General features: G+C 62.9%; 16 protein-coding genes. 10 read left to right on the plus strand and 6 right to left on the minus strand.

Going from position 1 to position 21,172, the window contains the following annotated elements:
- Positions 1 to 3 precede the first annotated feature (3 nt).
- Entirely contained in the window at positions 4 to 909 is a 906-nt protein-coding gene (locus KBA32_RS06050; protein ID WP_294356510.1) for a LysR family transcriptional regulator, read from the plus strand.
- A gap of 31 nt (positions 910 to 940) precedes the next feature.
- On the opposite strand, the gene KBA32_RS06055 is transcribed toward KBA32_RS06050, so the two are convergent.
- Positions 941 to 1,828 carry a TIGR01459 family HAD-type hydrolase gene (locus tag KBA32_RS06055; RefSeq protein ID WP_294356548.1) on the minus strand — a complete coding sequence of 296 codons (888 nt, stop codon included), beginning with the start codon at positions 1,826 to 1,828 and terminating at the stop codon, positions 941 to 943.
- 420 nt (positions 1,829 to 2,248) lie between these two features.
- Between KBA32_RS06055 and KBA32_RS06060 the strand changes: the two genes are divergently transcribed.
- From KBA32_RS06060 to KBA32_RS06075, 4 genes are all read left to right on the plus strand, one after another.
- Positions 2,249 to 3,958 (plus strand): cation:proton antiporter, encoded by a 1,710-nt coding sequence (locus tag KBA32_RS06060; RefSeq protein WP_294356512.1) that lies wholly within the window; start codon positions 2,249 to 2,251, stop codon positions 3,956 to 3,958.
- The gene (locus tag KBA32_RS06065) at positions 3,955 to 4,875 is read left to right on the plus strand and encodes a universal stress protein (protein ID WP_294356514.1); all 921 of its coding nucleotides are present in this window, start codon (positions 3,955 to 3,957) and stop codon (positions 4,873 to 4,875) included. Before KBA32_RS06060 ends, KBA32_RS06065 begins: the two co-directional genes overlap by 4 nt.
- A gap of 243 nt (positions 4,876 to 5,118) precedes the next feature.
- Positions 5,119 to 6,423 carry an HD domain-containing phosphohydrolase gene (locus tag KBA32_RS06070; protein ID WP_294356516.1) on the plus strand — a complete coding sequence of 435 codons (1,305 nt, stop codon included), beginning with the start codon at positions 5,119 to 5,121 and terminating at the stop codon, positions 6,421 to 6,423.
- Positions 6,420 to 9,239, plus strand: coding sequence for a bifunctional diguanylate cyclase/phosphodiesterase (locus KBA32_RS06075; RefSeq protein WP_294356517.1), 2,820 nt, complete (start codon positions 6,420 to 6,422; stop codon positions 9,237 to 9,239). The genes KBA32_RS06070 and KBA32_RS06075 overlap by 4 nt, the downstream gene beginning before the upstream one ends.
- 27 nt (positions 9,240 to 9,266) lie before the next feature.
- On the opposite strand, the gene KBA32_RS06080 is transcribed toward KBA32_RS06075, so the two are convergent.
- Positions 9,267 to 9,746, minus strand: coding sequence for a hypothetical protein (locus tag KBA32_RS06080; RefSeq protein ID WP_294356520.1), 480 nt, complete (start codon positions 9,744 to 9,746; stop codon positions 9,267 to 9,269).
- 261 nt (positions 9,747 to 10,007) lie between these two features.
- On the opposite strand from KBA32_RS06080, the gene ppc reads away from it, so the two are divergent.
- Positions 10,008 to 12,785 (plus strand): phosphoenolpyruvate carboxylase, encoded by a 2,778-nt coding sequence (ppc, locus tag KBA32_RS06085; RefSeq protein ID WP_294356523.1) that lies wholly within the window; start codon positions 10,008 to 10,010, stop codon positions 12,783 to 12,785.
- Between the two features lie 95 nt (positions 12,786 to 12,880).
- Here ppc and KBA32_RS06090 read toward each other — a convergent pair whose 3' ends face one another.
- The 4 genes from KBA32_RS06090 to KBA32_RS06105 all read right to left on the minus strand — a co-directional run bounded on the left by KBA32_RS06090 (position 12,881) and on the right by KBA32_RS06105 (position 16,258).
- Positions 12,881 to 13,831 (minus strand): LysR family transcriptional regulator, encoded by a 951-nt coding sequence (locus KBA32_RS06090; protein WP_294356525.1) that lies wholly within the window; start codon positions 13,829 to 13,831, stop codon positions 12,881 to 12,883.
- A gap of 61 nt (positions 13,832 to 13,892) precedes the next feature.
- Positions 13,893 to 14,564, minus strand: coding sequence for a GTP cyclohydrolase II (gene ribA / locus KBA32_RS06095; RefSeq protein WP_367113753.1), 672 nt, complete (start codon positions 14,562 to 14,564; stop codon positions 13,893 to 13,895).
- Positions 14,565 to 14,744: 180 nt separating this feature from the next.
- Positions 14,745 to 15,344 carry an NAD(P)H:quinone oxidoreductase gene (gene wrbA, locus KBA32_RS06100; protein WP_294356529.1) on the minus strand — a complete coding sequence of 200 codons (600 nt, stop codon included), beginning with the start codon at positions 15,342 to 15,344 and terminating at the stop codon, positions 14,745 to 14,747.
- A 212-nt stretch (positions 15,345 to 15,556) separates the two neighbouring features.
- Positions 15,557 to 16,258 carry a pirin family protein gene (locus tag KBA32_RS06105; RefSeq protein ID WP_294356531.1) on the minus strand — a complete coding sequence of 234 codons (702 nt, stop codon included), beginning with the start codon at positions 16,256 to 16,258 and terminating at the stop codon, positions 15,557 to 15,559.
- Between the two features lie 437 nt (positions 16,259 to 16,695).
- Here KBA32_RS06105 and KBA32_RS06110 point away from each other — a divergent pair, with 437 nt between their 5' ends.
- The 4 genes from KBA32_RS06110 to KBA32_RS06125 all read left to right on the plus strand — a co-directional run.
- Positions 16,696 to 17,730, plus strand: a complete 1,035-nt coding sequence (locus KBA32_RS06110; protein WP_294356533.1) for a GSU2403 family nucleotidyltransferase fold protein — start codon at positions 16,696 to 16,698, stop codon at positions 17,728 to 17,730.
- A gap of 427 nt (positions 17,731 to 18,157) precedes the next feature.
- A complete protein-coding gene (locus tag KBA32_RS06115; RefSeq protein WP_294356535.1) occupies positions 18,158 to 19,396 on the plus strand; it encodes an efflux RND transporter periplasmic adaptor subunit in 1,239 nt (412 codons plus the stop codon).
- The gene (locus tag KBA32_RS06120; protein WP_294356536.1) at positions 19,393 to 19,563 is read left to right on the plus strand and encodes a hypothetical protein; all 171 of its coding nucleotides are present in this window, start codon (positions 19,393 to 19,395) and stop codon (positions 19,561 to 19,563) included. Before KBA32_RS06115 ends, KBA32_RS06120 begins: the two co-directional genes overlap by 4 nt.
- Positions 19,564 to 19,571: 8 nt before the next feature.
- Positions 19,572 to 21,172, plus strand: a 1,601-nt coding sequence (locus KBA32_RS06125) for an efflux RND transporter permease subunit (protein ID WP_294356538.1), incomplete at its 3' end; no start/stop codon positions are given.

The following is a 21,172-nucleotide window of genomic DNA, read 5'->3' on the forward strand; positions in this document are numbered from 1 at the left end:
TATATGCCACGCCGAAGAATCACCTTTCGCCAGCTCGAAACGTTCAGCACCGTCGCCCGCCTCAACAGCTTCACCAGGGCGGCCGAAGAACTGCATCTGACGCAGCCGGCCGTCTCGATCCAGATCCGCCAGATCAGCGAGACGATCGGGCTGTCGCTCTTCGAACAGAACGGCCGCGAGATGGCGCTGACCTCGGCCGGGACCGAATTGCTGGCGACGGTGCGCCGCCTCGACGACGTGTGGAACCGTTTCGAATCGGCGATCGACGGGCTGAAAGGCTTGAAGCGCGGCAAGCTGCGCATCGGTCTCGAAATGACCTCGAAGTACTTCCTGCCGCGCATGCTGGGGGCCTTCTGCCAGCGCTACCCGGAGATCGCGATCGAGCTGGAAATCGCCAACCGCGAGAAGATCGTCGCCCGCCTGCGCGACAACGAGGACGACTTGTACGTCATGTCGCACCCGCCGGCCGACATGGACCTCGTCATCCAGCCCTTCCTCAGCAACGAATACGTCGTCGTCGCGCCCGTCGCGCATCGCACCGTCGGCCGACGCCTGACGCTGCGCGAACTGGCCGATGAATCCTTCCTGCTGCGCGAAGTCGGCTCCGGCTCGCGCCACATCATCGACGAACACCTGCAGGCGAGGGGCATCCATCTCAAGGTGCGCCTGTCGCTGGCCAGCAACGAGGCGATCCGCGAGCTGGTGTCGAGCGGCATGGGCCTCGCCGTACTCTCGCGCCACGCGCTCGGCGAGCACCCGGAACGCGACGGACTCGCTATCCTCGATGTCGACGGCTTCCCGCTCACGCAGCCCTGGAGCGTCGTGCATCTGCGCAACAAGGTGCTCTCGCTGCCGGCGCAGGCGTTTCTCGACGAGTTGCTTCATAGCGAACCGGTCCAGCCCGCGTAGGCCCTGCGTCACCAAGCGGCGGAAGCCCCCGCTACCAGCGAAACGATGGCACGGCCCAGTCCGGCAGAACGCCCTCACGACCGACGATGCGCGCCATCGCCGTCATGAGCGTTTCTTGGCTGGCATCGTTCGGGAGCACACCGGCATGCACGCCGTTCATCACTAGCAAGGTATCGACACCCGCTGCCGCGCCACCGGCAATGTCGTGATGCAACGAATCGCCGACGGCGATCGTCCGGCTGTCACCTTGCTCTGCTGCAAGCGCCAGGCAATGCGCGTAGATGGCACGATGCGGCTTGCCGACGTAATGCACAACACCGCCCCGTGCCGTGTAGCGCGCCGCAATCGCGCCCGCGCCGGGCTTGAGCCCACCGGGCGTGATGCGCGCGAGGTCGGGATTGACGCAAACGAGCGGGATGCCGCGCCGGACACCGGAGTCGATCATCCGATCGTAGTCCGCCATCGGCCGCGCGTCGTCCATGCCGGTCAACAGAACGAAGTCCGCTTCGTCGAGATCGGAAAGGGTAACCGGCAGCCCGATCAAGAAATCAGGCCTGTCATCACTGGCAAACAGCGCGCATCGTTTGCCAGCCAGCGCGCCACAGAATCCGTCGCCAGACGCCAGCATCCGCCAGGCGATCTCACCCGAGGTCACAAGGTGCGAATAGCAGGTTGCCGAAACACCGACGCGACTCAAGCGGCTGGCGCTGTCAAGCGCACGGCGACCGCTGTTGCTGATCAGGATCACCTGCTTCGCGGCATCGACCAAGCGTTGCAGGCAGTCGACCACGCCCGGATACGGCGCTCGCCCGTCGTGCAGAACGCCCCACTGGTCCACAAGGAACGTATCGTAAAGCTCGGCCACTGCCGACAGGCCATCACGGAATTTCGTCTTGGGCTGAACGCAGCCGTTTTCCATTTTTTGCACGCGACACACCTAAATCCTTCGCCCACTTCTGGCTGCAAGAAACGTTTTCGGAACCTGAATCGTTTGTTTCCTCGATGGATAAGGGTACCATCGGGAGGACCCGTATTCTCAGGCCATCGCGCGCCACTGTATGACCCGTACAAAGCACGCGGATGCTTGCCTGCTGACGTGGTAGATGTCCAAGCGCAACCTGTTTGACATCGAGCGCTCATATGTCGCCCCCGATGACACCAATGGCCTGAGAAACGCAGATGCTTTCGATCTCGGCCTCGGAATGGGTTCGATACGCGACGCAGCCGACCACACTGTCGACGCACCGACCGAGGCAGCCTGGAGTAGTGGAACACAGCGTAATGATTCGCGACCGGCACGTCACGCCAAAACAAGGAAGCACTATAACGGCATAAGCACATGGACAATCTGGCACAGATCATTCTCCTCTTGGGCGTAGCCGTTGCGATCATGGTCGCATTTCAACGGTTGCATATTCCGTCGAGCCTCGGTTACCTGCTGGTCGGACTGATCCTCGGCCCCCATACCGTCGGACCAACGGTGCATGTCCACGAGTTCAAGGCGTTGGCCGAGTTCGGGGTGGTCTTCTTGCTTTTATCGATCGGCCTCAGTTATTCGCTCCCGCAGTTGAACGCAATGCGGCATCAGATCCTCGGCATCGGTACGTCGCAAGTTGTGCTGACCTTGATCGCTGTGGCCATTCCGCTCTGGCTCGCCGGCCTGGATGCGGTTGGAGCCTTTGTCGTCGGGGTCGTCTTCGCACAGTCTTCATCTACGATCATCGGTCGTCAGCTGGCAGAACAGGGCGAGGACAACGCGCCGCACGGGCGGCTTGGCCTGGCCGTTTCGGTATTTCAGGATGTGACCGCAGTACCGTTTCTGGTGATCATTCCGGTGCTTGGCGCGGCCATCGGAATCGACAAGCTTACCGAAGAGCTTGGCTGGGCCATGGCCAAGGCCGTAATGGCCTTCGCACTCGTTTTCTATGCGGTACGGTGGGCTTTGCATCCACTCATTCGAATGATCGCCGAGCGTCGTTCTGCTGAGCTATTCACATTGACCGTACTGCTGGTCGTGCTGGCAGCCGCCTGGACGACCAGCAGCCTGGGCTTATCTCTGGCCTTTGGGGCATTTCTGGCGGGTATGATGCTTGGCGAAACCGAGTTCCGTCATCAGGTCGAGTCCAGCATCCGGCCGTTTCGCGATGTGCTGCTCGGCCTCTTCTTTGTCGGTGTCGGCATGCTGATTGATCCGGCGTCACTCCCCCGCATCTGGCATTGGGCCCTGCTCGGCACCGTGTTGCTTCTGCTCAGCAAGATCGTGGTCGTTGTTCTGATCGTACGTCGCAGCGGTATGGATCCAATCGCCTCATGGCGTACTGCTTTGCTGCTGGCGGTGGGCGGAGAGTTCGGTTTTGCCCTGCTTGCCATCGCACTGGATGCAAATGCCATCAACTCGGATATCGGCCAGATCGCGCTGACCGCCGTCCTGTTTTCGATGATCGCGGGAGTCTTGCTGATTCGCTACAACCTCGCGATTGCCAGTCGCCTCACCGGGCCGTCCGCCGAGCCCTCCCTGCATGACGACGCGCTGACGGGGCTGCCTGCGCCCCAGGTTCTGATCGGCGGCTACGGCCGGGTTGGCCATACCATCGCGGTGCTGCTGAAATCCAGCGGTGTGGCTTTTGTCGCCTTTGACACGGACCCGAAGCGGGTGCAGCAAGGGCGTGCCGACGGCTACCCCGTGCTATACGGTGACATTGCCGACCCGGAACTGCTGGCAGCCGCCCGGGCTGAGCTCGCCAGTCTGGCGATCATCACGGTCGACGCCCACGCCACCTCCCTGAGCGCCATCGCGACGCTGCGCCGACATTGTCCGCACGTTCCCGTGATTGCGCGCGCGCACGATCTTGAAGCCAGTTCGGTTCTGATCAACGCGGGGGCGATTCATGCCTACCCGGAGGCGATTGAGGCCAGCCTTCGGCTCGGAGCAACGGCCCTGCGACTGCTGAATATCCCCACTGCCGACATTGACCTGATGCTTCAGGACATACGCGACTGGGATTACCAACCCGTGATTGAAAAAACTGTTGAGGAGAACGCCAAATGAAGCCCCCCTTGACGATCATTGCCGCTACCGATTTCTCCGAGCCGGCAGGCCGTGCCGTCGAACGCAGCTTTCGACTATCCGGCCTTGTCGGTGGCGAACTTCACATTCTCCATGGTCTCGAGCTCGACACCCTAGACAGCCTGCGCGAGATGCTTGGAAAAGGGGAGCTTACGGCACTCAAGGCTCGGATGGAGGCCAACGCCCGCGACCAACTGGATCAGCTGATCAATAGTCTGGCGAATCCGCAGGGCATGGCTGCACACCCTCGCGTCGTTATCGGCAACCCGCTGTCGGCAATTCCCGCCGAAGCGGACGCGCTGGATGCGGGACTCATTGTTCTCGGCGCTCGCGGCGAGTCCATCCTGCGCTACGCCATATTGGGCTCAACTGCCGCTCGCCTCCTGCGCAAATCGGTCCGGCGTCCGGTGCTCGTGGTCAAGCAACGCCCGTATGGGGCATATCACAGTGTACTGGTGGCAGTGGACTTCTCACCGGTTTCAGTGCAGGCGATCCGAATGGCGAGACGACTGGCGCCCGGTGCAGACCTTATCTTGTTGCACGTCTTCGAATTGCCTTACGAGGGAAAACTGACCTTTGCCGGGGTCGAACCCGATGTCATCCAGCACTACATCCGTAAGGAGCAGGTGCGGCGACGCAAGCAACTTCATCAGCTTGCCGAAGAGGCCGGATTGCAGCCAACGGCGTACATGACATCGGTGATCCACGGAAACCCCTCGTTGCAAATCGTCTCACAAGAGCAGGAGCAGAACTGCGACCTGATCGTCCTCGGAAAGCACGGCGCGCATCTCACCGAAGAGTTACTGCTTGGCAGTGTCACCAAACACGTGTTGGCCGAGTCGCGTGGTGACGTACTGGTCATCTGCGATCCGAGAGGGCCAACCGATGCCTTTCCTTGAGCCGGTTGATCCGACCCGTTGATGTTTGAACCCGTCGCCCGTGCAAACCCAATCAACGAAAGAGTCCTCCAGTCCCCTCTTCCTGGTTCGCGCACCGGCCGACCCCTATGCCGAGCGGCAGCTATGGACAAACTCTTGCATCCTGCAACGATACGGACGCAACTACTTCCCCGACGCAAATCATCGACCGCACGCGAGTGAATCTCATAAACGGGGGATAATCAGCGCTTGGAGAGAAGAGTCGTGACCATCAATAGCAATCCCAACACACATTACGTGTCGGTCGAGAAACTGCAGATCGGGCTTTACATCCACATCGATCTGCCGTGGTTTCAACACCCGTTCACGCTCAACAGCTTTCGTATCAGCAGCGAAGATCAGATTCGCACGCTGAAGTCGCTTGGCAAGCAGCGTTTCCGTTACGACCCCGAGCGCAGCGACGTCGCCCCGGACAGCCCGGCCGAAGCGCCAACCCCGACCGAATCGCTGGAGACCGCCCACGAGGCCATTCTGGAAGAGGTCGCACCGGAGTTGGCCGCGAAACAGGAACGCATCCGCATTCTGAACGAGCACCGTCGCCGTATCGAACAGGTCGACAAGGCGTTCCTGAAAGCCTCCGGCATCCTGCGCAACCTGAATCGCAACCTGATGAACAAGTCCGGCGAGACCTTGCAGGAGATGACCGTGCTCGTCGACCAGATGGTCACCGCTTTCCTCGAGCACCCGGAGGTGACGCTGCATGTCATGGGCGAGAAGTTCAGCGGCGTCGAATCGTATTCGCACAGCCTCAATGTCTCGGTGCTGTGCATGATGCTGAGCAAGGGCCTGGGCCTGACGACGGAACAGGCGCGCGTGCTCGGCTTTGGCGCGTTGCTGCACGACATCGGCCTGGCCGAGGTCCCCGACCGCGTGCTCAAGAAGCGGCCGGACGAATACACCAAGCCTGAACGCGATCTGCGCGCCATGCACTGCGAGTTCGGACTGAAGATCGGCAAGCAGATCGGCCTGGCGCCCGAGGTGCTGGCGATCATCTTCCAGCACCACGAAATGGCGGATGGGACGGGCTACCCGACCGGCGCCAAGCTCGACAAGATCGCCTTCCCGGCGCGCGTCGTCGCGCTCGTCAATTGCTACGACAACCTGTGCAACCCGGCCGACCTGGCGCAGGCGATGACGCCGCATGAAGCGTTGTCCTTCATGTTCGGCCAGCGGCGCGCAAAGTTCGACGCGGCGATCCTGCAGCAGATGATTCGCTGCCTCGGCGTCTATCCGCCCGGCTCGATCGTCGTGCTGTCGAACGAGGCGATCGGCCTCGTCATGTCGGTGAATCCGACCAAGCCCTTGCGTCCCTGGGTCAAGGTTTACGACGACGCGGTGCCGAAGGACGAGGCGATCCTGCTCAACCTCGAACGGGAAACCGACATCATCATCGCCAAGGCGCTCCGCCCTGCTCTGCTTCCGCCGGCCGTCTACGCCTATCTGAGCCCGCGCCAGCGTGTCACCTACTACTTCGACAGCAGCGCGCAAGCGGGCCAGGGGCCGGAATGAGCGTCGAGATGAATCGGCTGCTGCTCGAGCACGGAAACGAGATCCTTCTGCTCGTCGAACCGGCCAGCCTGACCATCTGTTCGGCAAACGCCGCAGCCACGCGGCACCTCGGCTACTCGCACGAGGACCTGGTGGGCAAGCCGATCACGGACATCGAATGCGCGCTATCCGACGTGTTCTATTGGGAGGATGTGCGCAATGGCGCTGCCCCCGAGCTGCGCGACGTGGCGGCCTCGTATCTGCGCGCGGACGGCGAGGTTTTGCAGGCCACCAAGACGATCACCCGTGCCGCGCCCGATTCAACGCTGCTGGTCGTTTGCGCTCTTCCCGTCGGGAGACTGCAACGCACGGAGCACGAACTCGCGGACCTGAGCGCGCGCTTACGCGCCACGCTCGAAGCGACGGCCGACGGCATTCTGCTGGAAGACCGATCTGGCGCCATCCTCAACATGAACCGCCGTTTCTCGCAGCTGTGGCAGATCCCGGAAAAACTGTTGCTGGCGCACGACGACGCAGCGATCTTCGAGTTCATGGCCGGACGCATGCACGATCCGGATGCTTACCGCGCGCGCATCGCCGAGATCCAGCCGCACGACGATTTCGAGACGACTGACCTCCTGACGCTGGCCAACGGCAACGTCCTGGAACGCAAATCGCACCCGGCACGGCACGGCAGCCTGATCATCGGCCGCGTCTTCTCATTTACCGACATCACCGAGCGCAAGGCCACTGAATCGCGCCTCAAGCTGGCCGCCAGCGTGTTCACGCACGCGCACGAAGGCATCATCATCACCGACGCCACCGGTTGCATCGTCGAGGTCAACAACACGTTCAGCCGCATCACCGGTTACTCGCGCGAGGAAGCGCTTGGGCAGCACGTGCGACTGCTCAAGTCCGGCCACCACGATTCCGCTTTCTATGCCGGGATGTGGCGCGACCTGATCAAGCTCGGCCACTGGCACGGCGAACTGTGGAACAAGCGCAAGGACGGAACGATCTTCGCCGAGAAGCTGAGCATCGCCGCCGTGCGCAACGTCGATGGCGAATCCCGCCATTACGTCGCCCTCTTCTCCGACATTACCGAACTCAAGGAACACCAGAATCAGCTCGAACGCATGGCGCACTACGATGCGCTGACGGGCATTCCGAACCGTGTTCTGCTCGCCAACCGCCTCGCGCAGGCCATCGCGCAGAGCCAGCGGCACAATCGCGGCCTGGCGGTCGTCTATCTCGACCTCGACGGCTTCAAGGAAGTGAACGACCTGCACGGCCACGAGACGGGCGACCTGCTGCTGATCGCCATCGCCAAGCGCCTGCGCGATACGCTCCGCGAAGGCGACACCCTGGCGCGCCTCGGCGGTGACGAGTTTGTCGCGGTCCTCTCCGACCTTGGCGACCAGCAGGAGTGGGCCTGCATCCTTTCGCGCATGCAACAGGCGGCGGCCGCCCCGGTCAAGGTTCGCCAACACACGCTGCAGCTGTCGGCCAGTCTTGGCGTCACGCTCTTTCCGCAGAATGGCCGGGACGCGGATACCCTGCTGCGCCACGCCGACCAGGCCATGTATCAGGCGAAGCAGGCGGGGAAAAACCGCTACCACCTGTTCGACCCCGAGCACGATCGACAGGCCCAGACGTACCTGGAAGCCCGACGCCATATTGCGGACGCGCTCGAACGGCGCGAGTTCGTGCTGTTCTACCAGCCCAAGGTCAACATGCGTACCGGCGAGGTCGCCGGCGCCGAGGCGCTGATTCGCTGGCAGCACCCCGAGCGCGGGCTGGTTTCGCCTGGTGAGTTCCTGCCGCTGATCGAGGGCAGCGAACTGATCGTCCGCCTCGGCGATTGGGTGCTGGATGCCGCGCTGGACCAGATGTCGCGATGGCGGTCGCGTGGCCTCGATCTCGCGGTCAGTGTCAATATCGCGGCCTGCCACTTGCAGCAGGCGGACTTCCTCGAGCGGCTGCAGGCCAAGCTCGACGCCCACCCCGACGTGCCTGCCGCGAACCTTGAGCTGGAGGTCGTCGAGACGGCGGCGCTGGAAGGCGTGTCCCGCATTTCAACGCTGATCGAAGACTGCCGGTCGCTGGGCGTCCGCTTCTCGCTCGACGATTTCGGCACAGGCTACTCCTCGCTGACCTACCTGCGGCGCCTGCCGGCGAGTGTGCTCAAGATTGACCAGAGCTTCGTGCGCGACATGCTGTGGGATTCCGAGGATCTGGCGATCGTCGAAGGCGTCATCGGCCTCGCCGCCGCGTTCCGTCGCACCGTCATCGCCGAAGGCGTGGAGACCGCAGAACACGGCGAGTTGCTGCTCCGCCTCGGTTGCGATCTCGCCCAAGGTTATGGCATCGCCCGCCCGATGCCCGCCGACGCGATCCCCAGCTGGGCATCGACATGGAAACCGGAGCCGACCTGGGGCGCTCGCCGCAACCTTTGTGCGACGCGCGACGACCTGCCACTGATGTACGCCGAGGTCGAGCTTCGCCACTGGGTCAAATGCGTCGAGTCCTGCTTCGTCAACGCAACCAGCGTGCAGACGGCCGATCTTTGCGAGTACCGGTTCGGGAACTGGTATCAGGCCGACGGGCAGAATCAGTACGGTCGGCTGACGGCGTTTGGCGCCATCGGCCCATTGCAGGAGGCCTTGCTCGCGCTCGGAAAAGAGCTGACGACGTTGTGGGCCGATGGCCACGCCGAGCACGCACGCAACCGCCAGCCCGAATTGCACACCCTTCGTCACGAACTGACCCAGCACCTGCACGCGCTGCTCGAGGAGAGCGTCGAGGCACGCCAAGTGCTTCGCTTTCCGCTCTTCTGAGCGAAGACCACGAGGCGGACGAGCCGCTCAGAAGCGCGATTCGGCGTGCCGGTACTGCGCTTGCCAGTTGTCCCGGCTGGCCTCAACGCCGCGCTTTGCACTGACGGTGCGATAGGTACGATATCCGAGCTTCCAGCAATCGACGACCTGAGCAATCAAAGACGTTTCTTCGCTGACAAGAACGCCATCGCTGCTGATGATGTCGAGCATCATGGCAAGCGCCAGCTGGCGCAACGCCGGGTTCTTGATGTCGCCAAGCAGACTCCGCACGCACTCGTCGCTCAAATCGTACTGGCCGGTCGGCTTGCGCTTGCCGCAGGCCAGCAGGTCGTCGCAGAACTCGTCGACGATCTGCTCGAAACGGCAGGGGTCAAGCCGCAGGCGAAAGCAGTACGAACTCCCCTTGAGCACTTCAAGTTCGCCGGGATCGATTGCACCGTTCGCCAACAACGCCAGCGCCACGACCCGCGTCATGGCTTCAGGACTGTCCGATGGGTAATGCCGCATGAGAGACCTCCTTTCAGCACTGTTCAATGTTCAATGATTACCACCTCCATTAGCAGGGGGAGCATGATCATTGTCACGCCACGAACGCATAATTTCCAATTAAACGCACACCGCTTTTCATATGTTTTGTTTTATGGATACGTGCTCAAGCAAATCGCGGCTACGATGCCCTGGCCCCGGCCATAGTCGGAACTAATCAACGATCTTGCTGCCTTGACGCTAGGCCTCACCTTGCACCCAACCTCCCTGATTCAAAGCCCCATGCCCACCCACGACAAAGACCTCCCGCTCCGTGAAGACACCCGCCTGCTCGGCCGCCTGCTCGGCGATACCGTGCGCGAACAGGAGGGCGACGACATCTTCGCCGCCGTCGAACGCATCCGGCAGACCTCCGTCGCGCTGAACCAGAACCCGGCGCGCGAGGTCGACCCGGCGGCGCGCGCCGAACTCGAAGCGGTGCTCGACGAACTGCCGCGCGACACGATGATCTCGGTCGTCCGCGCCTTCAGCTACTTCCTGCATCTGGCCAACATCGCCGAGGACCAGCACCACATCCGGCGCCGGCGCTTCCATGCGCGGGCCGGCTCGGCGCCGCGCGACGGCACCCTGCAGAAGGCGCTCGACCGCATTCAGGAAGCCGGGTTGCCGGCCGCGAAGCTGCACGACTTCTTCGACCACGCGCTCGTCTCGCCGGTGCTCACCGCGCACCCGACCGAGGTCTCGCGCAAGTGCATCCTGCAGTGCCAGCACGAGATCGCCGGCCTGCTCGACCAGCGCGACCGCCTGCAACTCACCCCCGAGGAAGCCGAGGAGAACGACCTGGCGCTGCGCCGCGCCGTGCTCCGCCTGTGGCGCACGCGCATGTTGCGCCCGACCCGGCTGGCCGTCGTCGACGAGGTCAAGAACGGCATCAGCTTCTACGACGACACCTTCTTTGCCGAAGTGCCGCGCCTCTACGGGCAGCTGCAGGAGGCGCTGGCCAGGCGCTTCCCGGGCGAGGACTGGAAACTGCCGCCCTTCTTCCGCGTCGGCAGCTGGATCGGCGGCGACCGCGACGGCAATCCCTTCGTCACCGCCGACGTGTTGAGAACGGCGCTGCACCTGCAATCGACCGCCGCGCTCGACTTCTACCTCACCGAGATCCACACGCTCGGCGCGGAACTCCCGCTCTCGCACTTCCTGCATCCCGTATCGCCGGCCATGGCCGAACTCGCCGCGCGTTCGCCCGACGCCTCGCCGCACCGCGCCGACGAGCCATACCGGCGCGCGCTGACCGGCATCTACGCGCGCCTCGAAGCCACGGCCAAGGCGCTCGGTCAGCACGCCGCGCTGCGCCACGCGGTCGGCGACGCGCCGCCCTACGCCTCGGCCGACGAACTCTACGGCGACCTCGCGCTGATCGCCGAATCGCTCTCGCAGCAAGGCGCGGCGCTGATCGTCAGCGGCCGCCTGCAACGCGTGTTGCGTGCGGTGCAGGTGTTCGGCTTCCACCTGGCGCCGATCGACCTGCGCCAGAACTCGGAAGTCCACGAACGCACCGTCGGCGAACTGCTCGCCCGCGCCGGACGCATCGAACCCAGCGCCTACGCGGCGCTCAGCGAAGATGCGCGCATCGCGCTGCTCGCCGAGGAGATCGCCAGCCCGCGCCCGCTCTACTCGCCGCACATCGACTATTCGGAAGAAACCCAAGGCGAACTGGCCATATTCTTCGCCGCGCGCGAACTGCGCGCTCGTTATGGCGCCGCCGCGCTGCCCAACGCCATCATCTCGAAGACCGACGGCGCCTCCGACCTGCTCGAAGTCGCCCTGCTGCTCAAGGAAGCCGGCCTGCTGAAGCCGGCCTCGGCGCCCGAAGAATCGCCGTCACTGGCAATGAACGTCATCCCGCTCTTCGAAACGATCGGCGACCTGCGCAACGGCCCGGCGATCATGCAGCGCCTGTTTGGCCTGGCCGCCTATCGCGCACTCGTCACCTCGCGCGGCGACGAGCAGGAGGTGATGCTCGGCTACTCGGACAGCAACAAGGACGGCGGTTTTCTCACCTCCGGCTGGGAGCTGTACAAGGCCGAGGTCGACCTCGCCCGCGTCTTCGAGCACGCCGGCGTGCGCCTGCGCCTTTTCCATGGACGCGGCGGCTCGGTCGGGCGCGGCGGCGGGCCGAGCTACCTCGCCATCCTCGCGCAGCCGGACGGCGCCGTCTCCGGCCAGATCCGCATCACCGAGCAGGGCGAAGTCATCGCCTCCAAGTACGCCAACCCGGAAGTCGGCCGGCGCAACCTCGAAACGCTCGCCGCCGCCACGCTCGAAGCGACGCTGATCGATCTCGAAGGCAAGACCGAGCCGCAAGCCGACCGCGCCGTGATGGAGCGCCTCTCCGAACTCGCCTTCCAGGCGTATCGCGGCCTCGTTTATGAAACCGAAGGCTTCAACCGCTTCTTCCGTGAATCGACGCCGATCTCGGAAATCGGCGGTCTCAACATCGGCAGCCGCCCGGCTTCTCGCAAGGCGTCCGACCGTATCGAAGACCTGCGCGCCATCCCCTGGGTCTTCAGCTGGGCGCAGTGCCGCCTGATGCTGCCGGGCTGGTACGGCTTCGGCACCGCCATCGAAACCTGGCTCGCGGAAAACCCGGACGGCCTGGAAACGCTGCGCCGGATGACCGTCACCTGGCCGTTCTTCCGCACGCTGCTGTCGACGATGGACATGGTGATGGCCAAGGCCGACCTCGTGATCGCCTCGCGTTACGCCGATCTGGTGAGCGACCGGGCATTGCGCGACGAAATCTTCGGCCGCATCCGCGCCGAGTTCGAGCGTACGCGCCGCCACCTCCTCGCCATCGAGCAGCACGACGACTTCCTCGCCGACAACCCGATGCTCAAGCGCTCGATCCGTACCCGCTTCCCCTACATGGACCCGCTCAACCACCTGCAGATCGAGCTGCTGCAGAGGCATCGTTCCGGCGAAGGCGACGAACGCATCCAGCGCGGCATCCACATGTCGATCAACGGGATTGCGGCGGGGTTGCGGAACAGCGGGTGATACAAGCGTGCCGTGATCGCGGGTTCGCCAGACAAGCCCCTGAACGGGACTTATCCAGCGCGCGAGCAGATTCAGACGATGGCGTCGGCCAACCTTCAGGACGAGGCCGCGCCGCAGACTCCGCCCAATAACGCCGAGCGCGTTACCGGGGCCTGCAGCTGGTCGAGCCACCATTGCAGCGCTTTGCCCGGACCGGCTTTGCCGCTCTTGCGCCAGGCGTAGCTGGTTTGAACCTGTTGCTCCGCACGCTCGACGCTTTTGACCACCAGCCGGCCGGAGTCGATGTAGGAATGCGCGAGACAGGTTGGCAAGAATCCCGCGCCCAGCCCTCGCAGCTGCGCATCGATCTTGGCGGGCATGTCGGCGACGGTGAAGACGTCCTGCCCGGTCAGCAGTCCAATCGTCAGGCTCGCCCCGTTCCGGTTTGAATCGGCAATCGCGACGGCGCGATGCTGGCGAATATCCTCGTCCGACAACGGCTCGGGCAGGCGCGCCAACGGATGATGAGGCGCCATCGCGAAGACAAAACTTACCGTTCCCAGCGGTTTTCGCTGCAGATTCGTCTTCGTGCTGCCATCCATCACGACGCCAACGGCGAGGTCGGCTTGCCCCGAAGTCAAGGCTTCGAGCGTTCCCGATAGCGTTTCACTGCGCAGTTTCAACCGCGTCGGCGGGTTCAAACGGAAGAATTCCGTGCAAAGTTCCATGACCGTTGCACGATTCACGATGCTGTCGACAGCGATCGTGAGCTGTGGCTCCCAGCCGGTTGCGACGCGTTTGACGCGGCTGGCCACTGCGTCGATTTCCGACAGCAACCGCGCGCCTTCGCGCAGGAGTTCGGCGCCGGCGTCCGTCAATCGCGCCTGGCGGGAGCTTCGATCGAACAGCAAGACGTCAAGCGCGTCTTCGATCTGGCGAACCCGGTACGTGAGCGCGCTCGGGACCATGTTGGCCGCGCGCGCGGCCGCGGCGAAACTGCCGGTGTCCGCTATCAACTGAAGCAAGGCGAGCGAACTCGGGGTAAGCACATCGCGGTACGAGGACATGGCCGCCCTTTGTGCTCAACCGGCCGAAAAAATGCCGGCGATCCGCTTGCGGCAGGAAACGCTAATCGTTGTCGGCAAACGCGACCTCGCGATCATGGCCAACGAACATGTGTCCGAGTTTTCTTTTCTTGGTGGCGAGGTAACGGCGGTTCGATGCATTGTGCCCCGCGATCAGGGGAATACGCGCCTCGACGACGATCCCGGCCTGCTCCAGCGCCGACACCTTGCGCGGATTGTTCGTCATGAGCCGCAGGGTATTTGCACCCAGGACTTCCAGAATCGGCTTGCATACGTCGTAAAGCCGAAGATCCGCCGGGAAACCCAGGCGTTCATTGGCCTCGACCGTGTCGGCTCCCCGATCCTGCAGCTGATAGGCCCGAATCTTGTTGGCCAGCCCGATCCCCCGCCCTTCCTGACGCAGGTAGATCAGGAGGCCGCGACCTTCCGCGGCGATATTCCGCAAGGCGGTTTCCAGCTGCGCCCCGCAGTCGCAGCGCTGGCTGAACAAACCATCGCCGGTCAGACACTCCGAGTGCACCCGGGTCAGGACAGGCGCGCCATCGGCGATGTCGCCCAGGGCCATTGCCACATGCTCCTTGCCGGTCAAGCGATCGACAAAGCCGTGCAAACGAAAATCGGCCCACGGTGTCGGGAGATTGCAGGCGCCGACGTATTCCAAAGGAGACGGCGTCTCCCGATTTGCCGACGGTTCAGAGGCTGATTGCTGATGTATCGATTCCAATCGATGTCTCCAAGTATCCTGTTCGCAGGGTCAGGCAACGCACATCCAACAGAATACCTATCGCCCAAAGACGGCCCGGCGATGAATGACTCGCATCATTCACACGCCGGGCGCAAGGGTTGCCGCAAGAACTGCTGCTGTCGTCAATGACGACCGGGTCGTTGGCGTTTATTACCCGAACAGTTTACTTGCAGTTTCGGCAATGAGCTTGCCTTGATAGCGTGCGCCATCGAGTTCGATCGCGCTGGGCTGGCGCTGCCCCTGGCCGCCGGCAATCGTGGTCGCCCCGTAGGGACTTCCGCCGACCACTTCATCCAGCGCCATTTGCCCCTGGAAGCTGTAGGGAAGTCCGACGATCGTCATCCCGAAATGCATGAGGTTGGTAATGACCGAGAAGAGCGTGACCTCCTGCCCGCCGTGCTGGGTGGCCGTTGACGTGAACGCCCCGCCCACCTTGCCGTTCAATGCGCCGCGAGCCCATAACCCGCCCGCCTGATCGAGAAAACTGGCCATCTGGGAGGGCATGCGGCCAAAGCGCGTGGGACACCCGACGATGATTGCATCGTAATCGACCAGGTCATTGACGGTGGCGACGGGGGCGGCCTGGTCAATTTTGAAATGTGCCGACTTTGCGATCTCCTCCGGGACCGTCTCGGGGACGCGCTTGACATCAACGCTGGAGCCCGCCGAGCGGGCGCCTTCCGCGATGGCCTGCGCCATGGTTTCAATGTGGCCGTAGGTCGAGTAATAGAGAACAAGGACTTTGGACATAACGTTTCTCCAGGGTTAACTGCAAGGACTTGCGTGTTTGCTACGGTTGAAAAACGACGCTTTGCACAACGCCATCCACCTGTGCCCCGCACGGCCAGCGTCAATGAGCCGCCGACAACAGCGGTGTTCTTGAAGAATAGCAACTGCGTCACGAATTGCTGCTCCGCTGGCGCCGATCCATCGGCTTGGAGAAACAGCAAGTCAGCGGACTTTCAGGCGGCCAGATCGAATACCAGCACTTCGGCAGCGCGCCCATTGGACAGCGTAATCACGGATTCGCTCTCGAACATGAGCGCGTCCCCCGCATTGAGTTGCTGGCCATTCACCTCAAGCTCTCCGTGGACAAGGTGGACATACGCTTTACGGGCGGGGTCGATGGCCAGGCTGGCGTGCTCGTCGCCTTCGAACAAGCCCGCATGGAGCGAGGCGTCGGCATGGATGACGACCGAGTCCTGCGCCCCATCGGGCGACGCGATCAGCCGCAGCTTTCCCCGTTTCTGTACGGCGGGAATGGTCTTTTGCTCGTAACCGGGTTCAATTCCAATCGCGTCCGGCTGAATCCATATCTGCAGGAAATGGGTGACCAGGCCGTCGGCATGATTGAATTCGCTATGCCGTACACCGCTCCCGGCGCTCATGCGCTGAACGTCGCCCGGCGGGATCATCGCCACGTTGCCCATGCTGTCCCGGTGTGCCAGCTCTCCCGAGAGCACGTAGCTGACGATCTCCATGTCTCGGTGGCCGTGACTGCCGAAGCCGGTGCCCGGATCGATACGATCTTCATTGATGACGCGCAGGTTCCCCCAACCCATATACTCGGGGTCGTAGTACTCGGCAAATGAGAACGAGTGCCGGCTCTTGAGCCAACCGTGATCCGCGTAACCGCGGTGTCGGGATTTGCGAAGCGTCAACATGAACAGACCTCCTGGTTGATGAAAGTCATTGTGTGCGGAATCACGCGGGCGGCGATTCTCGAAACTTGATGACATCGTTCAAATATTTCGAACGACAGGCCGGACACTCAACTCGCCGCGCCACGACTCGAGCCAACCTCAAAACCTCAGAGTCTGTGGAAAAACTCAAAGCCGACCACAGAGGCACAGAGGCGCAGAGGAAACGCAGAGAAAAACACAGTTTCCAAAGATTCTCTCTGCGAAAACTCTGCGCCTCTGTGCCTCTGTGGTGGGTGTTTCGGCATTTATTCACAGCCTCTGACTTCAACCACAACGAACATGCCGGAAAGGCGACGCTTACCACGAACCCAGTGTTACCCCACGAAAATTGCTGTTATGGGGTAATTTTCACGGCGTGGTACGATTACCCCATAAAACAAAAATCTATGGGGTAATTTATGGAGTCGAGATTATTTCGTGAACATGAGTTGGCTTTCCGCACTCAGTATGCCGAGCTCAAGGAACGAACACTCGCAGCTGGTGACTTGCTGCCGGGAACGCCCGGTTCGCTCGCTTTGCGTTCCGGGACGGGTTATCCGTACTGGTATCGCGTCTATTACCCCGTTCCGGGGAAACAGCAGGAAGACCTGATCTGCAAGGACGGCAATGCCGCAGCGCTGGAAGAAATGCGCGAACGGATGGCGTTCAGCGAGTGGGCGTCCATTCAGGTCTCGTCGTTGCGCAAACTGGGATTTCAGGTGGCCGACAAATCAGTCGCCCGCGTGCTCGTGGAGCTTCACAACCAGCGTGCTTTTGACGCAGGCCTGGTTCTGGTGGGCACACTTGGCTACATGGCCTGCCTGAACGAAGTCGGGGCCATTGCGGTAGCCTCCCGGACATTGGATGTGGATCTGGCGCGTCGTCAGCAGCTGAGGCTGGGTGTCCTGCGACCATTTCTGGACACCATGCACGCCACCGGTTTGCCCTTTGTGGCCGTGCCGGGGTTTCCATCGTCAGCACCTTCAACTTCGGTAAAACTGCCCGGCGTTCAAGGACTTCGGGTGGACGTTCTGGCACCCGGCTCGGTGCTGGGCGCTGCGGTCAGCGTCCCTGAGCTTCAATGGACGGCGCAGGCCGTACCTTTCTACGACTATCTGCTGGATGAAACGGAACCCGGTGCCATGCTGGCGGGAAACCAGTGCATTCCGATACGCCTCCCTCAGGCAGCACGGTTTGTCTGGCACAAGCTCTATTCGAGCACCCAGAGAAGCGGCTTCCCGGAAAAGGCGGCGAAGGATCAGCAACAAGCGTTGGTCCTGGGTGCAGTGCTTGCCGAGACAGACCCCGTCGCCCTCCGAGACGCCGGCAAGGAAGCGCCGGCTGCGATGCTTGATCCTGTCAGGCCATTCTTCGATACGCTGCTTCGTCGCGTAGGCGGCCATCCGGAACTGAGTGATGTTTTGCGCGAGTGCCTGGGCGGCGACCGATCGTAACAATCATCCAGTCCGGATTGTCCATCTGAGAGGGGCGCCACAAGGAATCTCAATACGTGGGCCTATTGAGAATCGTAGATGTAACTGACGACCTATCGACCGTTCGTGGTGAGCTTGTCGAATCCTGTCCTGAGCCTGCCGAAGAGCATGAACGGGTCTGAAGCGAGGGCATCCCGCCCTTCGACAGGCTCAGGGCGAACGGTAGAGCGCTGTCAGCCACTACTACGAAACTCAATAATCGCGGCGAACATCAAACCTGAAACGGTTTGAAATATCTGTCACGCCTGCTGACATTCCTCTGAATCACTTTTTATCGAGAATCGTTCCCGGTTTTCTTTGAATGCGTTCGTCGTTTTCGGGCACTTCGGCCCGCGAGACGCACGCGACGCACCAACGATTCGATCCCCGATTCAGCAAGGAGTTTCCCGTGCCCCCCGTTCTCCACAGCCATCGGCTGCGCGCTTCGCTCGCGCTGCTTTTCGCCTCCTCCAGCCTCATCCTCGCCGGCTGCAACGACAGCCAGTCGGCCGTCAACACCGCGCCGAAAGACCCGGAGGTCGGCGTCGTCACGCTGGCGCTGCAGTCGACAACCCTGAAAAGCGAACTCGCCGGACGCACGGCGGCGCAGATGGTCGCGCAGATCCGGCCGCAGGTCGGCGGCATCGTGCAGAAGCGCGCCTTCACCGAGGGCGCGATGGTGAAAGCCGGCGATCTGCTCTACCAGATCGACCCGGCCAGCTATCAATCGGCGCAGGCCAGCGCGAAAGCCAGCCTGGCCCGCGCCGAAGCGACCGCCGCGGCAGCGAGGCTAAAGGCGAAGCGGCAGGCCGACCTGTTCGCCATCGAGGCGATCAGCCAGCAGGACAACGAGGACGCGCAGACGGCGCTGCAGCAGGCCGAGGCCGACGTCGCCTCGGCGCGCGCGGCGCTGGAGACGGCGACGATCAACCTCGAACGCACGCGCATCGTGTCGCCGATCGCCGGCCGCGCAGAAACCTCGACGGTGACGCCCGGCGCACTCGTCACGGCGAATCAGGAGACGGCGCTGACGACCGTGCAGCAGCTCGATCCGATCTACGTCGATATCCCGCAGTCGAGCCTTGAAGTCCTTCAGTTACGCAAGGCGCTGGCCAGCGGCTCACTCAAGAGCGAGGGCGACGCCGCACGCATCCAGCTCGTGCTGGAGGACGGCAGCACCTACGCACACGAAGGCAAGCTGCAGTTCGCCGGTGTCACCGTCAACACGACGACCGGCGCCGTGACCTTGCGCGCGCTGGTTCCGAACCCCGAGCATCTGCTGATGCCCGGCATGTATGTGCGGGCGCGTCTCGACAAGGGCACGGACCCCGAAGCGCTGCTCGTGCCGCAGCCGGCGATCGGCCGCGACAACACCGGCAAGGCCACGGCGCTGGTGGTGACGCCGGAGAACAAGGTCGAGCAACGCAAGGTCGAGGTCGCCGAAGCGATCGGCACGAACTGGCGCGTGACCGACGGCCTGAAGGCCGGCGAGCGCGTCGTCGTCGAAGGCTCCAGCAAGGTGCGGCCGGGTCAGAGTGTGCGTGTGGTCGATGTGCCGGTCGTCACTGGCGCGACGCCAAGCGACGGTGCGCAGACGAAGGTTTCGGCCGCTGCAACCACCGTCGCCGCGAACGATAGAGGTTCATGAAAATGACTGACAGCTTTCCATTCCCGTTCGCCCTGAGCCTGTCGAAGGGCGGCGTACCCTCGCTTCGGGCCCGTCTGTGGTTCGATGCCCCGAAGGAAATCCCCTTGGGGGACAAGCTCACCACGAACGGTAGATCGGTCATCAGTTACATCTACGATTCTCAATAGGAAACATCATGGCCCGCTTCTTTATCGACCGACCCATCTTCGCGTGGGTCCTCGCCATCCTGATCATGATCGGCGGCGCGCTGTCGATCCATCAGCTCTCGCTCGAACAATACCCGGACATCGCGCCGCCGCAAGTCTCCGTCTCTGCCACCTACAACGGCGCGTCGGCGAAGACCGTCGAGGATTCCGTCACGCAGGTCATCGAGCAGCAGATGAAAGGACTCGACCGCCTGCAGTCGATGTCGTCGAACAGCACGTCGAGCGGCCGCGCCCGCGTCACGCTCAGCTTCACCGCCGGCACCGATTCCGACATCGCGCTGATGCAGGTGCAGAACAAGGTGCAGCAGGCGATGTCACGCCTGCCTCAGGCCGTGCAGAGCCAGGGGGTCACCGTCACCAAGTCCGGCGAGGAGAACCTGCTCGTCGTCTCGCTGTATTCCGACGACCCGAGCGTAACGTCGGTCGATATCGGCGACTACGTTTCGTCGAACCTCGTCGATGTGATCAGCCGTATCGACGGCGTCGGCGAAGTGCAGACCTTCGGCTCCGGTTACGCCATGCGCATCTGGCTCGATCCGGGCAAGCTGGTGAAGTACGCGCTGATTCCGTCCGACATCACCTCGGCGCTGACCGCGCAGAACACGCAGGTCTCAGCCGGCCAGCTCGGCGGCCTGCCGGCGCCATCGGAGCAGTTGATCAACGCGACGATCTCGGCGCGCAGCCGCCTGACGACCGTTGAAGAATTCGAGAACGTGGTGATCAAGTCGGCAAGCGACGGCACGATCATCCGTCTGGCCGACGTCGCGCGCGTCGAACTCGGCGCCGACAACTACTCGGTCGTCGGCCGCCTCAACGGCAAGCCGACGACCGGCATGGGCATCCGCCTCGCGGCCGGCGCCAATGCGCTCGGCGTCGCCGATGCCGTCAAGGCCAAGATCGCGGAACTCGAACCGTATTTCCCCAACCAGATGCACTCGATCATCCCCTACGACACGACGCCGTTCGTCAAGGTGTCGATCGAGGAGGTGGCGATCACGCTGATCGAAGCCGTCGCGCTCGTCGTCGCCGTGATGTTCCTGTTCATGCAGAACCTGCGCGCGACGCTGATACCGGCGATCACCGTGCCGGTCGTCCTGCTCGGTACCTTCGGCGTGCTCGCCGCGTTCGGCTACTCGATCAACACGCTGACCATGTTCGGCATGGTACTGGCCATCGGCCTCTTGGTGGACGACGCGATCGTCGTCGTCGAGAACGTCGAGCGCCTGATGACCGAGCGCGGGCTGGAAGCGCGCGAGGCCACGCGCGAGTCAATGAAGGAAATCACCGGCGCGCTGGTCGGCATCGCGCTCGTGCTCTCGGCGGTGTTCATCCCGATGGCCTTCTTCGGCGGCTCGACCGGCGTCATCTACCGCCAGTTCTCGATCACCATCGTTTCCTCGATGCTGCTCTCGGTCTTCGTCGCGATGACGCTGACACCGGCCTTGTGCGCCTCGCTGTTGCGCCTCGCTGACGTCGATCACCACGCCGACGCCAAGCCGCACGGACCGATCCAGCGCTTCTTCGCCTGGTTCAACCACTCGTTCATCACGGGGAGCGCCCGCTACGAGAA

The sequence above is a fragment of the Propionivibrio sp. genome, assembly GCF_017995515.1.
Lineage (GTDB): Bacteria > Pseudomonadota > Gammaproteobacteria > Burkholderiales > Rhodocyclaceae > Propionivibrio.

What these genes read in the sequence shown, in the direction of transcription:
- ppc (WP_294356523.1), top strand. Translation starts at nt 10,008, where the DNA reads ATGCCCACCCACGACAAAGACCTCCCGCTCCGTGAAGACACCCGCCTG.
- KBA32_RS06050 (WP_294356510.1), top strand. Translation starts at nt 4, where the DNA reads ATGCCACGCCGAAGAATCACCTTTCGCCAGCTCGAAACGTTCAGCACC.
- KBA32_RS06120 (WP_294356536.1), top strand. Translation starts at nt 19,393, where the DNA reads ATGAAAATGACTGACAGCTTTCCATTCCCGTTCGCCCTGAGCCTGTCG.
- KBA32_RS06110 (WP_294356533.1), top strand. Translation starts at nt 16,696, where the DNA reads ATGGAGTCGAGATTATTTCGTGAACATGAGTTGGCTTTCCGCACTCAG.
- KBA32_RS06080 (WP_294356520.1), bottom strand. Translation starts at nt 9,746, where the DNA reads ATGCGGCATTACCCATCGGACAGTCCTGAAGCCATGACGCGGGTCGTG.
- wrbA (WP_294356529.1), bottom strand. Translation starts at nt 15,344, where the DNA reads ATGTCCAAAGTCCTTGTTCTCTATTACTCGACCTACGGCCACATTGAA.
- KBA32_RS06065 (WP_294356514.1), top strand. Translation starts at nt 3,955, where the DNA reads ATGAAGCCCCCCTTGACGATCATTGCCGCTACCGATTTCTCCGAGCCG.
- KBA32_RS06055 (WP_294356548.1), bottom strand. Translation starts at nt 1,828, where the DNA reads ATGGAAAACGGCTGCGTTCAGCCCAAGACGAAATTCCGTGATGGCCTG.
- KBA32_RS06105 (WP_294356531.1), bottom strand. Translation starts at nt 16,258, where the DNA reads ATGTTGACGCTTCGCAAATCCCGACACCGCGGTTACGCGGATCACGGT.
- KBA32_RS06075 (WP_294356517.1), top strand. Translation starts at nt 6,420, where the DNA reads ATGAGCGTCGAGATGAATCGGCTGCTGCTCGAGCACGGAAACGAGATC.
- KBA32_RS06090 (WP_294356525.1), bottom strand. Translation starts at nt 13,831, where the DNA reads ATGTCCTCGTACCGCGATGTGCTTACCCCGAGTTCGCTCGCCTTGCTT.
- KBA32_RS06060 (WP_294356512.1), top strand. Translation starts at nt 2,249, where the DNA reads ATGGACAATCTGGCACAGATCATTCTCCTCTTGGGCGTAGCCGTTGCG.